Origin of the sequence: Saccharopolyspora soli, assembly GCF_022678645.1 — a bacterium.
Taxonomy (GTDB): Bacteria; Actinomycetota; Actinomycetes; order Mycobacteriales; family Pseudonocardiaceae; genus Saccharopolyspora; species Saccharopolyspora soli.
This window is the reverse complement of the sequence record NZ_JALBWV010000031.1, coordinates 1-16,840: the sequence shown is the minus strand read 5'-3', so window position 1 is coordinate 16,840 and position 16,840 is coordinate 1. Positions and strand designations below refer to the sequence as shown.

The window sequence follows — 16,840 nt, the reverse complement described above, 5'->3', positions numbered from 1 at the left end:
CTCACGACTACTCGGAGTCGCCGTTGGCGGCGCGGCGCAGCAACTGCGCCAACGCCGGGTAGCGACCTTCGAGCAACGATGCCGCAGCCTCCAGCTCACTGGGCCGGGCCACCTCGCGCAACACCGGCCAGGCGGCCTCCTCGCCGTTGGCCTGCTTGACCGGCAGGTTGTCGCGGCCCACCGAGGGGCGCGAGTGCCGCACGTCCTCCAGCGCCTGCTTGATCGCATCCGACTCGCCCGCCGCGACGCCGGGGATGAGCACCTTTCGCTCCAGCATCACCAGCCGGGCCAGCACGGACGGATTGCCGATCTTGGCGCGCCGCCCGCTCATCACCTGGCTGAGCATCGGCGCGCTGATCCCGAGCACCTCGGCGAGCTGGGCCTGCGAGATGCGGAAGGCAACGACCAGGCGGCGTACCCGGTCTCCCAGCGGTTCGCCGTACCACTGCCGCTGCAGTGCCAGGTTCCGCTGGACGTTCTTGCTCTCCGCCACCTTCGCTCCCCCCGTGTCGGCGCCGACCCGGCCGCGCTCGGCTGTTGATCCGGCTCTGAATACTGCCAGGTCATCGCCCGGACGCGAACGAGAATCCGAAATCCGCGCGGACCGCGGTGCGCCGCCCAGCGGACTTGGCTGCTCCGTTCGGGGCGTGGACATGCCGGTTTTCACCCGTCCGCACCCAGAACGCGCCGGGTCTCGGCGACGTCCCGGTGCATCTGCTGGATAAGCGCGTCGACCGTGTCGAAGCGCTCCATCGCCCGCAGCCGCCGCACGAAGTCCAGGTCGACGTGCTCCCCGTAGAAGTCGGCGTCGACGTCCAGCACGTACGCCTCCACGGTGCGCTCGGTACCGGAGAAGGTCGGGTTGCTGCCCACCGACACCGCCGCGGGCAGCTTGCGCCCCGGCTGCACCGAGCCGCGTCGGCGGTGGGTGAACCAGCCCGCGTAAACACCGTCGGCCGGGATCGCCGCGTGCGGCGGGGTGGACAGGTTCGCGGTGGGGAAGCCAAGTTCTTTGCCGCCGCGCCCGGCGCCGCGCACCACGATGCCCTCCAGCCGGTGGTAGCGGCCCAGCGCGGAAGCCGCCGCGACGACGTCACCAGCGTCGATGCAGGAGCGGATGTAGGTCGACGAGAAGGTCACCGAGGTGCCCGACGAGTCGTCGGCCCGGCGCACCGGCCCGGACACGAGCGCGTCCGATTCGACCTCGAAGCCGAACCGCTCGCCGAGCTTGGCCAGCAGCTCGATGTTGCCAGCCGCCTTGTGGCCGAAGGTGAAGTTCTCCCCGACCACGATCTCCGCCGCGTGCAGCTGCTCCACCAGCATCTGGTGCACGAACTCCTCGGCGGGCAGGCGCGCGACCTCACGGGTGAAGGGCAGCACGCAGAACACGTCCACGCCGAGTTGCTCGGCCAGCTCGGCTCGGCGCCGCAGCGTGGTCAGCTGCGCCGGGTGGCTGCCCGGCCGCACCACTTCCGACGGGTGCGGGTCGAAGGTCATCAGCACGCAGGGCACCTCGCGGCGGCGGGCCTGTTGCACGGCGTGCGTGATCAGCTGCTGGTGCCCCCGGTGCACCCCGTCGAAGACGCCGATGGTGACCACGCACCGTCCCCAACCACCGGGGATCTGCTCCAAACCACGCCATCGCTGCACGACCAGCAAGCCTACTGGTCTGCCACCGGACAGCCGGAGAGCCACCGACCGTGCCGCAGGTCACGATGACGTTCGTCACGGGAAGCCCGGCAACAGGATCGGGTCAGTTCGCCGGAATGATCACCAGCACCGGTTTCGCGGTCCGGCCCCGGTCCCGGACCAGGGCGACCGCTCGGCCGTCGGGGTCGAACATCCCGTAGGTGCCTTCGACCCCGGCCGCCGACACCACCTGGCCGTGCGAGAGCGCACGGGCGACGTCGGATTCGACGTTGCGGCGGGGGAAAGCCGCCTCGACCGCTTCGTCCAGGCTCATCGACAGGCCCGGCTCGGCTGCCAGTTGTTCAAGGGTGCGCGCGGTGGCCAGCCCGAACGGTCCGACTCGCGTCCGGCGCAGCTCCGCGAGGTGGCCGCCGACACCGAGCCCGGTCCCCAGGTCCCGCGCCAGCGCGCGGACGTAGGTCCCCGAGGAGCACTCGACCAGCACGTCCAGCTCCGTCGCGCGGTCGAGGCGGCGCAGCCCGAGCACGTCGAAGCGCGACACCGTGACCGGTCGCGCCGCCAGCTCGACGTTCTCGCCGGAGCGCGCCAGCTCGTAGGCGCGCCGACCGTTGACCTTCACCGCGCTGACCGCGCTGGGCACCTGCTGGATGTCGCCAGTCAACGCCGCGATTCCAGCCCGGATCGCGGACTCGTCCACTGTGGACGAATCCACTTCGGACACCACGTCGCCCTCGGCGTCGTCGGTGGTGGTGGTCGCGCCCAACCGGATCGTGGCCAGGTACGCCTTGGTGTCCAGGGCGAGGTGGCCGAGCAGCTTGGTGGCGCGCTCCAGCCCCAGCACCAGCACCCCGGTGGCCATCGGATCCAGCGTTCCGGCGTGCCCGACCCGGCGGGTGCCCATGATTCGCCGGACCCGCGAGACGACGTCGTGCGAGGTCATCCCCGCTGGTTTGTCGATCACCAGCAGGCCGGGTGGAACAGTGGGACGCGTTTTGGCGGAGCGCTCGGACACGACGCACCATCATCCCCGATCGGGCCGCACCGACATCGCCAGGGTCGCGGCGCTCCGAGTTGACCGGATGGGCCGTGGCTAGGCGGTGGCTGGCGTCCGGGTGGCGCCGACGACGGCCCAGCGACCCGAGCGGGCGCGCAGCAACAGGGTGGCCAGGCGCAGGATCATGAACACGCTCAGCCCGGTCCATATCCCGGCCAAACCCCAGCCGAACGCCAGCGCCAGCCAGATCAGCGGCAGGTAGCCGACGGCGGCGCTCAGCAGCGACGCGTTGCGCAGGTAAGCGGCGTCGCCAGCGCCGAGGAACACCCCGTCCAGGGCGAACACCACGCCCGCCACCGGCTGCTGGAAGACGAAGAACCACCAGGCGTGCGGGATTTCCGCCAGCACCGCCCCGTCGGTGGTGAACAGCGCTGGCAACGGGCCCGCAAGCGCCGCGAACACCAACCCGAGCACGACGCCGAACACCAAGCCGTACCAGGTGACCTGCCTGGCGATCCCCTTGGCCCGCTGCGCCGAACCGCCCCCCAGCGCGGCACCGACCAGCGACTGCGCCGCGATCGCCAACGAATCCAGCACCAACGCCAGGAAGGTCCACAACTGCCACACCACCTGGTGCGCGGCAGCAGCCTCGGCCCCGGTCCGAGCCGCGACCGACGTCGCCGACAGGAAGCACGCCTGGAACGCCAGAGTGCGCAGCACCAGGTCACGCCCCAGACCGAGCTGAGCGCGCATCTTCGACAACTCCGGCTTCAGCGGCGCCCGCTCGACGATCAGGGCCCGCACGAACAGGGCGGCGGCGATCGTCTGACCGATCAGGTTCGCGATCGCCGACCCCTCCAAGCCCCAGCCGAACGGGTAGACGAACAGCGGGCACAGCACGGCGGACACACCATTGCCGATCAGCACGTAGCGCAGCGGGCGAGCGGTGTCCTGCACACCGCGCATCCACCCGTTGCCCGCCATGGTGATCAGCACCATCGGCGCCCCGAGCAGCGCGATGCGCAGCCATGTCGCGGCTGCGTCGGCGATCGGTCCGGGGCCAGCGAGCAACTCCGCTACCGGCACCGCCAACAACTGCGCGAGCAGGAGGAGCACCACGCCGACGCTGGCTCCCAGCCAGGTCGCCTGCGCTCCCTCGGCGACGGCGTCCTTGCGGCGACCAGCGCCGTGCAGTCGCGCGGTGCGCGCCGTGGTCCCGTAGGTCAGGAAGGTCAGCTGGGAGGACACCAGGGTGAACAGCGTGCCGCCGAGCGCCAGCCCGGCCAACGGCACCGCGCCGAGATGTCCGATCACGGCGGTGTCGATGAGCACGTACAGCGGCTCAGCCGCCAACACGCCTAACGCTGGCACCGCGAGCGCCAAGAGCTGCCGCGGCGCCACGCGTTCGCCCTGATCGGACACTCCGCCTCCCGGTAAGCTGTGTTCGATGGGTGCGCCCCTGACAGAGTACCGGTAAGGAGCGCAAATGGATAACGCTGATTACGCAGCCGTGGCGCTCCGGCTCGCCAACGCGGACCTGAGCACCCTGGACGCCGTCCGCGCCGCACTGCACGACGAGCCCTGGTGGGCCGACCGGCTGCGCGAGCCCGACCTCCCAGTGCTGCGCGGCGTGGCCAACGGGCTCCGCCGAGCGCTGGACGCGATGGTCGACGACGACGGCGAGACCGTGCTCGCGGCGATCAACGCGCTGCTGTCGACGCACCCACCCAGGCCAAGGCTCTCCGGACACGGCGGGCACGACCGGAGCCCGAACTGGCACGTCCACGTGGCGGGCCCGGACGCCCCGGCGGTCGACGAAGTCGCCGCGGCCGCCGCATGGGGCCTGGCGCAGGGCGTCGTCCACTACGGCACCAAGCGCTGGGGGCGCTGCGACGCCGAAACCTGCGACACCTACTTCCTGGACACTTCGACGAACCAGGCCAAGCGCTTCTGCTCAGCCCGCTGCGCCAACCGAATGCACGTGGCAGCCTTCCGAGCCCGCCGCCGCACCTGACCTAGCCGGGTGCGGGAGCCCTCGGGTCTGTTTTATGAGCGGCGTAGCCGCTTGCGGTGTGGGACTCAGCTCGGACCGCCGCGGGTTCTCAGCAGTCGCCTCGCGAGGACAGCCCCGACAGCGCAGTGAAACTGCGAATTGGAAGTACATGATGTCGGGGATCCCGGAGTCGAGGCGGCTGCTGAGGTTCCGCCACCCGCACCGCCACGCAAACCACTGCTGAAACAGTCTCTAGTCCAAGAGGGGGGCTTCGTCGACGGCCTTCCGCAGTGCCGCGATGACGTCCTCCGCTGGCCCCTGGGCCGTGAAGCCGGAGGCGAGCCGGTGCCCGCCACCGCCGCAGGCCGCCGCCGCGTGGCCGACGTCCACCCGGCTGTCGGCGCGCAGCGACACCGACCAGTGCTGCGGCGCGGTCTCCTTGAGCACCGCCGCCACCTCCGCCTCGCTGGTCGTGCGCACCACGTCGATGACGCTGTCCACGTCCTCGCTGCGCAGCCCGTCGGAATGCGCCAGCCGGACCGTCGCGTGCACCAGTCCCAGCCCGCGAGCCGCCGAAGGTTCCAGCTGTGCCGCGCCCAGCACCTCGGACAGCATGTTCATCCAGCCGAACGGATGCGTGTCCAGCAGCGGCCGGGTCGTCGCCTCCGGGTCCACCCCCGCCTCCAGCAGCCGCGCCGCCATCCGGTGCGTCCACGCGCTGGCGTGCCGGAACGAGCGGGTGTCGGTGACCAGGCCCGCGTAGAGGCACCGCGCCATCGGCAGGTCGAGTTCCACGCCGAGTTCGTCGAGCAGCCGGAGCACGATCAACACGGTCGCCTCGGCGCGCTCATCGATCACGTGCAGCGTGCCGTACCGGGTGTTGGAAACGTGGTGGTCGATCACGATGACGTCACCACCGGCGGCGATGGTGGCGGCGACCCGGTCCGCGAGCCGACCGAGCCGCTGCAGGCTGCCGGTGTCGCAAACGACCAGGGTCGGCGGCGCCGCGGGTACCTCGTCGGCCGCCACCACGAGTCCGTCGCCGTCGAGATCGCGCAGCGAGAACGGCGGCCGGTCCGGTTCGCCGAACGACACCCGGACCGTGCAGCCGCGGCGCCGCAACGCGCTGCCCAGCGCGAGTGCGCTGCCCAGCGCATCAGCGTCCGGGTTGATGTGCGCGAACAGCGTCACGTCCGAGGCTTCGGAGAGCTTGCGAGCGGCCTCAGCCACGGCAGCAGCGACCGGATCGGCACCGGTCGGGGGACGGCCAGCGAAGCGGCCGCTATCGGGTTGCCCGCGCACAGGATTCACCTCCACGACATCGGTGGCCGATGCGGCCACCGATGACCAACGCACCCGATGCTGCGCCGCGACTCAACCACCTTGTGGCCCACGACGCACATCGGCGTCGGAAAACGGCTCGATGTCTGCACCCTCGGTGCCAAATTCGTCATCGTCGGTGGTGGTGCGGTACGGATCGGTGTCACCGGCGTGCATCGCGCCGGAAGCCAACCGGGCGACTTCGTCATCGGCTTCCTTGGCCTTGGCGAGCAGCTCTTCCATCCGCCGCGCGTTGTCCGGCACGGTGTCGGCGACGAACGTCAGGGTCGGGGTGAACCGCACACCGGTCTGCTGGCCGACGCGGGACCGCAGCACCCCGGTCGCGCTGGCCAGCGCGGCGGCGGTCGAGGCGTAGTCGGAATCGTCGCCGAACACCGTGTAGTACACAGTGGCGTCCCGCAGGTCTGGGGTGACTCGCGCGTCGGTGATCGTCACCATCGCCAGCCGCGGGTCCTTCACCTCGTGCTCCAACCCGGACGCCACGATCTGGGCGATGCGCTTGGCGAGCCTGCGGGCGCGCGCCGTATCAGCCACGGCGCACCTCCTTCGGGAGTAGTTCAGTCTTCCGGACCCAGCATGCGTTGCCGGGCCGAAAGCAATTCGAGTTCGGGACGTGCGGCGACCAACCGCTCGCACGCATCCAGCACTTCGCGCACGTGCGCGGCGTCGCCGGAAACCGCCGCGATGCCGAACAGCGCGCGGCGGTGCAGGTCCTGGTTCCCCGCCTCGGCGACCGCGACCTCGAAGCGCCGCCGCAGCTCGGCAACCACCGGCCGCACCACGGCGCGCTTCTGCTTCAGCGAGCGGACGTCACCGAGCAGCACGTCCAGTTCGAGCACACCGACATACATGGGTGTTCCTCACCGCGGACATCGAGCCGTCGCACAGGGGGCCGCCGAATCGACGACCCCCTGTGGCGAACCAGCTCACTCGCGCGGCTTCTCGCGCATCTCGTAGGGCTCGATGACGTCGCCGACCTTGATGTCGTTGTACGACCCCAGGGTCAGACCGCATTCGAAGCCCTCGCGAACCTCGGTCACGTCGTCCTTGAACCGCTTCAGCGAGTTGATGCTGAGGTTCTCGGCGACCACCACGTTGTCGCGCAGCAGACGCGCCTTGGCGTTGCGCCTGATGATGCCTTCGATGACCAGGCAACCCGCGATGGTGCCGACCCGGGAGGACTTGAAGACCTCGCGGACCTCGGCCCGGCCCAGCTCGACTTCCTCGTACTCGGGCTTGAGCATGCCCTTGAGGGCCTGCTCGATGTCCTCGATGGCGCGGTAGATCACCGAGTAGTACCGGATCTCCACGCCCTCGCGGTTGGCGACCTCGGCCGCCTTGCCCTCGGCCCGGACGTTGAAGCCCAGGACGATGGTGTTCTCCGCGGTGGCGAGGTTGATGTCCGACTCGTTGATGCCACCGACGCCGCGGTGGATCACCCGCAGCTCGACGTCTTCGCCGACGTCGATCTTCATCAGCGACTCTTCGAGCGCCTCGACGGTACCCGAGTTATCACCCTTGATGATCAGGTTGAGCTGGTTGGTGTCCTTGAGCACCTTGTCCAGGTCTTCGAGGCTGACCCGCTTGCGCTTGGCCGCGTTCTGCGCCTCCCGGATGCGAGCCCCGCGGCGGTCGGCGATCTGCCGCGCCACCCGGTCCTCGTCGACCACCAGGAAGGTGTCGCCCGCGCCCGGCACCGACGTGAAACCGATGACCTGCACCGGCCGCGACGGCAGCGCCTCCGGGACGTCCTCGTCGTTCTCGTTGATCATCCGGCGGACGCGACCGTAGGCGTCCCCGGCCACCACCGAGTCACCGACCCGCAGCGTGCCGCGCTGCACCAGCACCGTGGCCACCGGACCGCGACCGCGGTCCAGGTGCGCCTCGATCGCCACGCCCTGGGCGGGCATGTTCCGGTTCGCCCGCAGGTCCAGCGTGGCGTCCGCGGTGAGCAGGATCGCCTCCAGCAGGCTGTCGATGTTGGTGCCCTGCTTCGCCGAGATGTCGACGAACATGGTTTCGCCGCCGTACTCCTCGGCGACCAGGTTGTACTCGGTCAGCTGCTGGCGGATCTTGGCCGGGTTGGCGCCCTCGACATCGATCTTGTTGACCGCGACCACGATCGGCACCCCGGCGGCCTGGGCGTGGTTGATCGCCTCCACCGTCTGCGGCATGACGCCGTCGTCGGCGGCCACCACCAGCACGGCGATGTCGGTCGACTTCGCACCACGGGCACGCATCGCGGTGAACGCTTCGTGACCCGGGGTGTCGATGAAGGTGATCGGCCGCTCGTTGCCTTCCAGGCTGGTGACGACCTGGTAGGCGCCGATGTGCTGGGTGATGCCACCGGCCTCGCCAGCCTGCACGTTCGTCTTGCGGATGGTGTCCAGCAGCCGGGTCTTGCCGTGGTCGACGTGACCCATCACGGTCACCACCGGCGGACGCGCCGCCAGCTCGTCCTCGGAGCTGCCCGGGTCGCCGTAGCTGATGTCGAACGACTCCAGCAGCTCCCGGTCCTCGTCCTCCGGACTGACCATCTCGATCTGGTAGTTCATCTCCTGGCCGAGGAGCTCCAGCACCTCGTCGGAGACGGACTGGGTCGCGGTGACCATCTCACCGAGGTGGAACATCGCCTGCACCAGCGAGGCCGGGTTGGCGTTGATCTTCTCGGCGAAGTCGGTCAGCGAAGCACCGCGGCGCAGGCGCACGACCTCGCCGCTGCCGCGCGGGAGGCGGACGCCGCCGACCGACGGCGCCTGCATGTTCTCCATGTACTCCTGGCGCTTCTGGCGCTTCGACTTGCGACCGCGCTTGGCCGGACCGCCGGGACGGCCGAACGCACCGGCCGCACCGCCACGACCACCGGGCCCACCCGGACGGCCGCCGCCGCCACCGGGACGACCGCGGAAGCCACCGCCACCGCCGCCACCACCGGCCGGAGCGCCGCTGGGCGCGCCGCCGCCACCGCCACCGCGGAAGCCACCGCCACCCCCACCGGGACGACCACCACCGCCGCCGCCACCGCCGGGACGACCGCCGCCGCCACCGCCGGGTCCGCCGCCACGGCCACCACCACCGCCGCCGCGGCCACCGCCGGGTCCGCCACCGCCGCGCGGTGGACGGGGCGGCATCATGCCGGGGTTCGGGCGCGGGGGCATCATGCCCGGATTCGGCCGCGAGCCACCGTCACCGCGCGGTGCGTTGCCCGCGGCCGGTGCGGTGCCAGCACCCTGACCGCCGCCCTGCCGCTGGCCGCCGTGCTGGCGACCGGGACCCTGACCGCCCTGGCGACCACCGGGGCCGGGTCGCGGCGGCCGCTGCTGCGGCGCTCCGCTACCGACGCCGAACGGGTTGTTGCCGACGCGCGGCGGCCGCGGTCCCGGCTTGGGCGCCTTCGGACGCGGCGGGACGACACCGGCATCGCCGTCGCCGCCCTGCTTCGGCCCCGACTGCTTCGGGGCCTGCTGCTTCGGACCGGGCTTCGGGCCAGGGCCCTGCCGGGGCTCGGCCTTCGCGGCCGGTGCCTGCTCGACGGGCTTGACCTCCGGCTCCGGCTTGGGAGTCGGTTTCGGACCCGGCTTGGGGCCGGGCTTGGGACGCTCACCGGCCGGCCCCTCGGGGCGCGGACCGGGCTTGGGACCAGGCTTCGGCGCCGCCGCTTCGGCGCGCGAGGGCCTGGAATCGACCGGAGCGGGCTTCCCGCCGCCGTTGGCGTCGCTCTTCTTCGACGCCGAGGGCTTGGCGAGCGCATCGCGCAGCCTGCGGGCCACCGGGGCTTCCACGGTGGAGGACGCAGACTTCACGTACTCGCCCTGCTCGGCGAGCTTGTTCAGTACTTCCTTGCTGGTAACACCGAGCTCTTTGGCGAGCTCATGTACGCGGGCCTTGCCTGCCACTGCTCTCCTCATCTGGGTGAGGCCGGGCGGCAGTCCCGCTCGACCTCGTCCTATCGCCGATGCGCGTTCATGGCTTCAGCTTCACGGCTGATTCATGACGGGTCGACCTGCTTTCCTTCAGTTGCCTGGCGCGGGACGGATCCCACGTCGGTCATGTCGTGAGCCACCGGCTGCGGTCGGCTGGCACTCAAGTGGTCCCACACGGCTGAGGTGTCGACCGGTCCCGGCACACGCAGTGCACGCGGAAACGCCCGACGCCGCTCGGCCAGACGAAGGCATGCCGGAGCGGGATGCAACCATGCTCCCCGGCCCGGTTGCCGACGTCGTGGATCGGGAACAGCGACGGGACCCACCCGACCGACCTCAGCCACCACACGCAGTAGCTCGGAGGATGACGTCCGGATTCGACATCCCACACACGTACGCACCGGTCCACAGCTCGCGCCGTGCTCACCGGTTTCCCGTGTGCCGATTGTCGCTCCCCTCGCGTCGAACCTCCTGCGATTCTAACCCGACGACGTCACTCGGCCGAACCCACGGTCGGCAGACCGTCCACCGCGGGGTCGAGACCGGACGCTTGCGCCGGGGGCTGGCCCGCCGAGGTGGCGGGCGCACCGGGGTCGGCATCGCTGCGGATGTCGATCCGCCAGCCGGTCAGCCGCGCCGCCAGCCGGGCGTTCTGGCCTTCCTTGCCGATCGCCAGCGAGAGCTGGAAGTCCGGCACGACCACCCGAGCGGTCTTGGTGCGCTCGTCGACGACCTCCACCGACACTACCTTCGCCGGTGACAGCGCGTTGCCGACGAAGGTCGCCGGGTCGTCCGAGTAGTCGATGATGTCGATCTTCTCGCCGCCGAGCTCGCTCATCACGTTGCGCACCCGCGAGCCCATCGGCCCGATGCAGGCGCCCTTGGCGTTGACCCCGGAGACCGTCGAGCGCACCGCGATCTTGGAGCGGTGCCCGGCCTCCCGCGCCACCGCAGGAATCTCCACGGTGCCGTCGGCGATCTCCGGAACCTCCAGCGCGAACAGCCGCCGGACCAGGTTCGGGTGGGTGCGCGACAGGGTGATCTGCGGACCGCGCGCACTCCGCGAAACGCCGTAGACGTAGCACTTGATCCGGGTGCCGTGCTCGTAGTTCTCCCCCGGCACCTGCTCGGCGGCCGGGATCACACCTTCGCTGTCCCCGAACTGCACGACGACCATGCCGCGCGAATTGGCGCGCGCATCGCGCTGGATGACCCCGCCGAGGATCTCGCCTTCCTTCGCGGAGAACTCGCCGAAGGTCCGCTCGTGCTCGGCGTCGCGCAGCCGCTGCAGGATGACCTGCCGCGCCGTGGTCGCCGCGATCCGCCCGAAGCCCTCCGGGGTGTCGTCCCACTCCTCCTGCACGGTGCCGTCGGCGGCCAAGGTGTGGGCGATCACCCGCACGACGCCGGTCTTGCGGTCCACCTCCACCCGTGCGTGCGGCTGGTGTCCCTCGGTGTGGCGGTATGCGGTGAGCAGGGCCGATTCGATCGCTTCCAGAACCGTCTCGAACGGGATGTCCTTGTCGCGTTCGATCGCCCGCAGCGCCGCGATGTCGACGTTCACCTCGACTCCTCCGTGTCTTCCCGGTCGTCCCCCTGCTGGGAAACGCCGCCCGCAGCCCGCTCCAGCCTGACCAAATCCTCCGCCGGTGGCTGCTGGAACTCCACCTCGACCACCGCGCGCTCGACATCACGGTAGGCCACTCGGCGCAGTTCGCCGCCGACCAGCACCGTGACACCTCCATCATCGGCTTCTCCGGCGCGTGCCACCAACTGCTCGCCGTCGCGGAACCTGATCTTGACCAGCCGGTAGCGGGCGCGTCGCCAGTGCCGAACGCGGGTCAGCGGCCGGTCCACGCCGGGTGAGGTGACCTCCAGCGTGTAGGAACCGGCCAGGACGTGCTCGTGCGCGTCCAACACCTCCGACACCGCGCGACTGACGTCGGAGATCTCGTCGAGCCCGACCCCGTCGTCGGAGTCGATGACGACCTTGATCAGTCGACGGCGGCCTGCCTGCTGCACGTCGAACTCCTCCAGGTCGAAGCCCGTTCGAGACACGGCCTCGGCTACGACGGGCTCCAGCTGCGCGGTGATCGCACCGCGCGGCGGGCTGGACACGTTGGCACTCCCTAGGTTTCGATCGGGGTCTGGTTCAGACCGGCAATTTCGCGACGCTGGACATCTCGCGGGACTTGCACGAGCCAGTGCTGCCCGTGCAAGCCGCGGTCGCCCAGAGTATCGCGTCCACCCGCACCCAAGCGCGGTGTGGGACCCCAACGATCGGCGGATTGCGCCCGGGACTGAGAGGGTGCACGAACCGGCTTGCGCAGCGGTGCGGGCAGCGGAACCTCAGACGCCGCCTGGGCTCCGGGATCCCCGACCTATGTATGACCAATACACGGCGCTGGGGCTGTTCTCGCCAGGCGACGCCTGAGAACCAGCGGCGGTGCAACAAGTCGCGTAGGTGGCCGAAAGCGGCTGGCGCCGCTTGCCTGACGAAACGTGCAGTTCGAACCCGCCCAAGGCCTTATCCGCGCGAACTCCAAGCGGGTGCAAGGACCGGTTCGCACCGCTGGCCGTCCGAGGTGAACCGCGGCGCCCGCGGGGTGCGCGAACCGGTGGCTCGCCGCGTGCGGTGCCGGGGCATTCGCCGGGTTGATCGCCTGGCAGGATAAGGCGGCGTGGAATCCCCCTCGCGAGCCTGGCCGGTGCTGCGGCGGCGGAGCGTGCTGCGGTTGTTCGCGGCCGTTCCGGTGGCCGCCGCGTTGACCACTGCGTGCAGCTCCGCGTCCGACGAACCCGATCCGCTGGTGGCGCTGGCGACCGCGGCGAAGTCCGACGCGCAGCTGGCGAGGGCGATCGCGCAGGCCCATTCGGGGCTGGCCGATGCTGCCAACGAGGTGGCCGCCGCGCGCTCCGCGCACGCCGAGGCGATGCAGCGGGAAATCGACCGGGTCAACCCGCCTGACCCGGAGGACCCGCCGTCGGTGCCCGACGTGGCGCCGCCACCTTCCCCGGGTGCCTCGGACGCGGCGGCGAAGGTGCTGCGAGACGCGCTGTCCTTGGCGCAGCAGAAGGCCGCACGACTGGTGCCCGGCCTGCCGACCTATCGAGCCGGACTGGTGGGATCGATCTCGGCGAGCTGCGCGAGCCTGCGGGAGGTGCTGGGGTGACGGAGCTTTCGGCGGACGCGGGCAACGCGTTGCGCAGCGCGTTGAGCGCGGAGCACGCGGCGCTGTGGGTGTACGGGCTGGCGAGCGCGTTCGCGGGCGAAGCTCGCGTGCGCGATGCGATCGACGACGCGGTGGCGCAGCACCAGCGGCTGCGCGACACCGCGGAGCGCGCGCTGCGCGACGCGGCGCAACCGTCGGCGGTGGCGCAGCCCGCCTACGACGTCGGGGAGCCGGTAGGCGACCAGAAGTCGGCCATCGGGCTGCTGGTCAAGGCGGAGAACGACTGCGAGATCGGCTGGCGGTCGGTGTTGGAGAACACCGAGGACGCCGCGTTGCGAGGCACCGCGCTGGATGGGCTCACCACGTCGGCCACTCGGGCCACCAGGTGGCGGCTCACCATCGGCCAGCAGCCAGCCACCAACCCCTTCCCCGGCCAGCCCTGAGCGATTTCGCGCGAAATCGGCGCCAACGGGCTTGGTCAGCGCGGTGATTGATCCTGGGGCCAGCCGAGCTTCAGGGCTTCGTTGGTGACGTCCAGCAGCGCCGGGTCCTTCTTCGGGGTGGACTTGTCGAAGTAGGCCGAGTCGCCGATCACCACCAGCCGGTCCTGGCGTCCGGAGGCGTAGGCGTCATCATCCAGGTCGGGCATGTCCTTGGTGCCGTCGCGCTCGTCGTCGACCAGGTCCCGGATGTTGCCGGTGCCGTCCCGCGTGGTCAGGTCGTTGAGCTGCTGCGCACCGGCCGCATCCGGCATCAGCACGGTGATGACCGAGGTCAGCACTCGGGTGCCGTTGGGCAGCTTGGTGTTGTAGAGCGCGCGGGTGAGGTGCGCGCACTCGTGCTGCTGGAAGAAGTTCCTGATCTTGTCCGTCGAGACGTTCTGACAGCCCTGGAACGCTTCTTCCCGGCGGATCAGCGTGAATTCGTACCGGGGCGGATCCGGCGGCGGGGCCGCCTCGTCGTCCCCGCCCGGTTTGAGCAGCAGCCAGATCAGCCCGGACAACACCGAGATCGCGAACAGCACGAGCCCGCGCAGCACCCAGCCGATCGGCGTGATCCGCCGTGCTTCCGGAACCGGGGCCTGTCGGCTCGTCGGCTGGCGAACCGGTGGCGGCGGGTCGCGCCGGGGTGGCGGGGCGAACGCGGGCCGGGTGGCCTGCTCCGGTTCGGGGGGCACTGCCGCGCGATCCGGCCTGATGCGCGTGTTGTCGCGCCGCAGCGGGGTGGTTTCGCGCTGCGTGTTGGCTTGTGCACCCGTCATCTCTTCGGGCCTGCCTTGTCGGTCCGGCACGGGCACCAACGTTAGCGGTTGCGGATCACGAGGGGGACACCCCTGACGTGATGGTCATGCCGACCGCAGGGCGTTGACCGCTCGTTCGACGTCCGCCGCGGTGTTGTACAGGTGGAACGACAACCGGGCCCGGCCCGCCCGCATCGCGCAGGAAATTCCCGCCGCGGTCAGTTTCGCCACCGCGTCGGGCACCTGCACCGAGACGATCGCCGAACCCGCAGGTGGCAGGTCCAGCGCAGTCCGGAACTCGTCGGCCAGCCCGACGCAGTGCTCGGCCACCGCAGTCATGTCCAGCCCGGCCAGCCAGTCCATCGCCGCAGCCGCTCCGACCTGCGCGAACCAGGTCGGCGAGAGGTCGAGCGCACGTGCGTCGTCGGCCAGCCGCAGCGGCAAGCCGTACGTGGTGTTCCACGGGTCGTCGCTCGCGTACCAGTTCGCACTGCTCGGCCGGATATCGGGCGCATCCGGGTGCACGGCGAGCCAGGCGGCGCCGCGCGGCGACAGCAGCCATTTGTAAGCGGCACCGACGACCCAGTCGGCCCAGTCGAGCCGCAGCGGCAGCCAGCCGACCGCCTGCGTCACGTCGAGCAACACCCGCGTCGAGGTCGAAGTGGCGATCTGCCGCAGCGCGTCGAGGTCGGCGATCCGGCCGTCACTGGACTGCACCGCGCTCACCGCGACCACGTCGTAGTCAGCGGCGTGGTCGGCGATCTCGGACAGCTCCACCTCGGTCACCCGCACGTCCCGGTCCTGCTGCGCGGCGAACGGGAAGAGCACGCTGGTGAAGTCCTGGTTCGCGACCAGCACTCGGGCGCCGTCCGGCAGGCTCGCCGCGACCAGGCCGATGAGCTGGGAGGCGGTCGACCCGATCGCCACTCGATCGGCAGCGGTGCCGATCAGCCGGGCGAATGCCGCCCGCGCGCTGGCCACGGCTGGGTCGAAGTCCTCCGGCCGGTCCAGGCCGCTTCCCCAACGCGCCACCGATTCGGTGAGCGCGCGGACCGCGTCGGTGGGCGGGATACCGATGCTCGCGGTGTTCAGATAGCCGTCCGGAACGTCGAACTTCGCACCGAATGCCTCTCGCATGCCCGCATCCTCGCACCGCGCAAGCCGATTCCGGAACGACTGCCTACGGTTGCCACATGCACACCGAGGAAATCGAGGTCCGGACCGGCGCCGCGGAGGTCGTCCACGACCTGGGCGCCGAGTGCGCGCGCTTCCTGCGCTCGGCCGGAGCCCGTGACGGCCTGCTCAACGTTTGGGTGCCGCACGCGACCGCCGGGCTGGCGATCATCGAGACCGGCGCGGGCAGCGACGACGACCTGCTCGCCGCGCTGCGCGAACTGCTGCCCGCGGACGACCGCTGGCGGCACCGGCACGGTTCACCGGGCCACGGTCGGGACCACGTGCTGCCCGCGTTCCTCCCGCCGTACGCGTCGATCCCGGTGCTGGGCGGCCAACTCGCGCTGGGCACCTGGCAGTCGGTGTGCCTGGTGGACACCAATGTGGACAATCCGGTCCGCCGGGTCCGGCTGAGCTTCCTACCGGGCTGATTTCCGCGCCCAGCGCGGCTGATCGACCGCTCGAAGTTCGAGGACAGCCAACAGGACCTCCCGGCCTCCTCGGATAGCGCTGGGCTCCCCCTCGGGCGCGTTCGGCTGGCAGGATGATGCGGTGACGCGACTCGTGCTGTGGGACATCGATCTGACCCTCGTCGACGCCAGGGGCTTCGGCCCCCGCTGGTACCACCAGGCGCTCGTGGACGTCACCGGAAAGCCGTTGCTACGCATGCCGGACACCGCCGGTCGCACCGAACTGGCCATCACCACCGATGTGCTCAAGATCCACGACAGCCCGACCGACGCAGCCACCGTGTCGGCCATGTTCGCCGCGCTGACCAGCGCAGTCGCCGCGACGCGCGATGAACTCGCGCAGCGCGGCAGCGCACTGCCCGGAGCGGCGCGGGCGCTGCAGACGCTGGCCGTGGAGCCGGGATTCACCCAGACGCTGGTGACCGGCAACCTCGCCGAGGTCGCGTTCCACAAGCTCGAATCCTTCGACCTGCACCACCACGTCGACTTCGAGATCGGCGGCTTCGGTGCTGGCTCGATGCACCGCCACGACCTGATCGCCGATTCGGTGACCAAGACCGCCAACCGGCACGGCAGGCCGATCTCCCCGGACTCCGTCGTGGTCGTCGGCGACACGCCGCACGACGTCGCGGGCGCGCTGCACTTCGGCGCCGTCGCGGTCGGTGTCGCCACCGGTCGCAGCAGCGAAGACGACCTCCGCGGCGCGGGCGCGCACTTCGTCCTACCGGACCTCGCCGACACCGACGCCGTCGTCGCAGCCCTCCGGTCGTGGGGGGGGGGGCCGGGGGGCCCCCCCCCCCGCCCCCCCCCCCCGGGGGGGGGGGTTTTTTAAAAAAAGAGGCCCCCCCCCCCCCGGGGATTTTGGGTTTGGGGGTGTGGGGGG

Annotated in this window: 18 protein-coding genes; 5 read left to right on the top strand and 13 right to left on the bottom strand. The window is 70.8% G+C overall.

The genetic code is table 11. From position 1 onward, the window contains the following. Positions 1-7: 7 nt before the first annotated feature. The 4 genes from MOQ72_RS23095 to MOQ72_RS23080 form a co-directional block, all read right to left on the bottom strand. Positions 8-493 (bottom strand): helix-turn-helix domain-containing protein, encoded by a 486-nt coding sequence (locus MOQ72_RS23095; RefSeq protein WP_242187446.1) that lies wholly within the window; start codon positions 491-493, stop codon positions 8-10. Positions 494-663: 170 nt separating this feature from the next. After that, positions 664-1,650, bottom strand: coding sequence for a bifunctional riboflavin kinase/FAD synthetase (locus tag MOQ72_RS23090; RefSeq protein WP_242187445.1), 987 nt, complete (start codon positions 1,648-1,650; stop codon positions 664-666). A gap of 103 nt (positions 1,651-1,753) precedes the next feature. Then, positions 1,754-2,662, bottom strand: coding sequence for a tRNA pseudouridine(55) synthase TruB (gene truB / locus MOQ72_RS23085; RefSeq protein ID WP_308197942.1), 909 nt, complete (start codon positions 2,660-2,662; stop codon positions 1,754-1,756). A 78-nt stretch (positions 2,663-2,740) separates the two neighbouring features. Continuing rightward, complete coding sequence (locus MOQ72_RS23080; protein ID WP_242187444.1) at positions 2,741-4,066, bottom strand: MATE family efflux transporter; 1,326 nt, start codon at positions 4,064-4,066, stop codon at positions 2,741-2,743. Positions 4,067-4,130: 64 nt separating this feature from the next. Here MOQ72_RS23080 and MOQ72_RS23075 point away from each other — a divergent pair, with 64 nt between their 5' ends. After that, positions 4,131-4,658, top strand: coding sequence for a CGNR zinc finger domain-containing protein (locus tag MOQ72_RS23075; RefSeq protein ID WP_242187443.1), 528 nt, complete (start codon positions 4,131-4,133; stop codon positions 4,656-4,658). A gap of 231 nt (positions 4,659-4,889) precedes the next feature. Here MOQ72_RS23075 and MOQ72_RS23070 read toward each other — a convergent pair whose 3' ends face one another. The 7 genes from MOQ72_RS23070 to rimP form a co-directional block, all read right to left on the bottom strand. Next, the gene (locus MOQ72_RS23070) at positions 4,890-5,867 is read right to left on the bottom strand and encodes a DHH family phosphoesterase (protein ID WP_242187442.1); all 978 of its coding nucleotides are present in this window, start codon (positions 5,865-5,867) and stop codon (positions 4,890-4,892) included. A 144-nt stretch (positions 5,868-6,011) separates the two neighbouring features. Then, entirely contained in the window at positions 6,012-6,512 is a 501-nt protein-coding gene (rbfA, locus tag MOQ72_RS23065; RefSeq protein ID WP_242187441.1) for a 30S ribosome-binding factor RbfA, read from the bottom strand. Between the two features lie 23 nt (positions 6,513-6,535). Beyond that, positions 6,536-6,829 carry a DUF503 domain-containing protein gene (locus MOQ72_RS23060; RefSeq protein ID WP_242187437.1) on the bottom strand — a complete coding sequence of 98 codons (294 nt, stop codon included), beginning with the start codon at positions 6,827-6,829 and terminating at the stop codon, positions 6,536-6,538. Between the two features lie 75 nt (positions 6,830-6,904). Beyond that, positions 6,905-9,874 (bottom strand): translation initiation factor IF-2, encoded by a 2,970-nt coding sequence (infB, locus tag MOQ72_RS23055; protein WP_242187435.1) that lies wholly within the window; start codon positions 9,872-9,874, stop codon positions 6,905-6,907. A 92-nt stretch (positions 9,875-9,966) separates the two neighbouring features. Next, positions 9,967-10,245 (bottom strand): YlxR family protein, encoded by a 279-nt coding sequence (locus MOQ72_RS23050; protein WP_242187432.1) that lies wholly within the window; start codon positions 10,243-10,245, stop codon positions 9,967-9,969. Positions 10,246-10,394: 149 nt separating this feature from the next. Then, positions 10,395-11,465, bottom strand: coding sequence for a transcription termination factor NusA (nusA, locus tag MOQ72_RS23045; protein WP_242187428.1), 1,071 nt, complete (start codon positions 11,463-11,465; stop codon positions 10,395-10,397). Beyond that, on the bottom strand, positions 11,462-12,019 hold the full coding sequence (rimP, locus tag MOQ72_RS23040; RefSeq protein WP_242187427.1) for a ribosome maturation factor RimP: 558 nt from the start codon (positions 12,017-12,019) through the stop codon (positions 11,462-11,464). The genes nusA and rimP overlap by 4 nt, the downstream gene beginning before the upstream one ends. A gap of 563 nt (positions 12,020-12,582) precedes the next feature. Here rimP and MOQ72_RS23035 point away from each other — a divergent pair. Further along, on the top strand, positions 12,583-13,074 hold the full coding sequence (locus MOQ72_RS23035; protein ID WP_242187425.1) for a hypothetical protein: 492 nt from the start codon (positions 12,583-12,585) through the stop codon (positions 13,072-13,074). Next, the gene (locus MOQ72_RS23030; protein ID WP_242187420.1) at positions 13,071-13,517 is read left to right on the top strand and encodes a ferritin-like domain-containing protein; all 447 of its coding nucleotides are present in this window, start codon (positions 13,071-13,073) and stop codon (positions 13,515-13,517) included. The genes MOQ72_RS23035 and MOQ72_RS23030 overlap by 4 nt, the downstream gene beginning before the upstream one ends. A gap of 35 nt (positions 13,518-13,552) precedes the next feature. On the opposite strand, the gene MOQ72_RS23025 is transcribed toward MOQ72_RS23030, so the two are convergent. Both MOQ72_RS23025 and MOQ72_RS23020 read right to left on the bottom strand, forming a co-directional pair. Continuing rightward, positions 13,553-14,335, bottom strand: a complete 783-nt coding sequence (locus MOQ72_RS23025) for a DUF1634 domain-containing protein (RefSeq protein WP_242187418.1) — start codon at positions 14,333-14,335, stop codon at positions 13,553-13,555. An 84-nt stretch (positions 14,336-14,419) separates the two neighbouring features. Beyond that, the gene (locus MOQ72_RS23020; RefSeq protein ID WP_242187416.1) at positions 14,420-15,451 is read right to left on the bottom strand and encodes an aminotransferase class V-fold PLP-dependent enzyme; all 1,032 of its coding nucleotides are present in this window, start codon (positions 15,449-15,451) and stop codon (positions 14,420-14,422) included. A gap of 56 nt (positions 15,452-15,507) precedes the next feature. Here MOQ72_RS23020 and MOQ72_RS23015 point away from each other — a divergent pair, with 56 nt between their 5' ends. After that, positions 15,508-15,918, top strand: a complete 411-nt coding sequence (locus tag MOQ72_RS23015; protein ID WP_242187415.1) for a YjbQ family protein — start codon at positions 15,508-15,510, stop codon at positions 15,916-15,918. Positions 15,919-16,039: 121 nt separating this feature from the next. Next, positions 16,040-16,789, top strand: coding sequence for an HAD family hydrolase (locus MOQ72_RS23010; protein ID WP_242187407.1), 750 nt, complete (start codon positions 16,040-16,042; stop codon positions 16,787-16,789). Positions 16,790-16,840 lie beyond the last annotated feature (51 nt).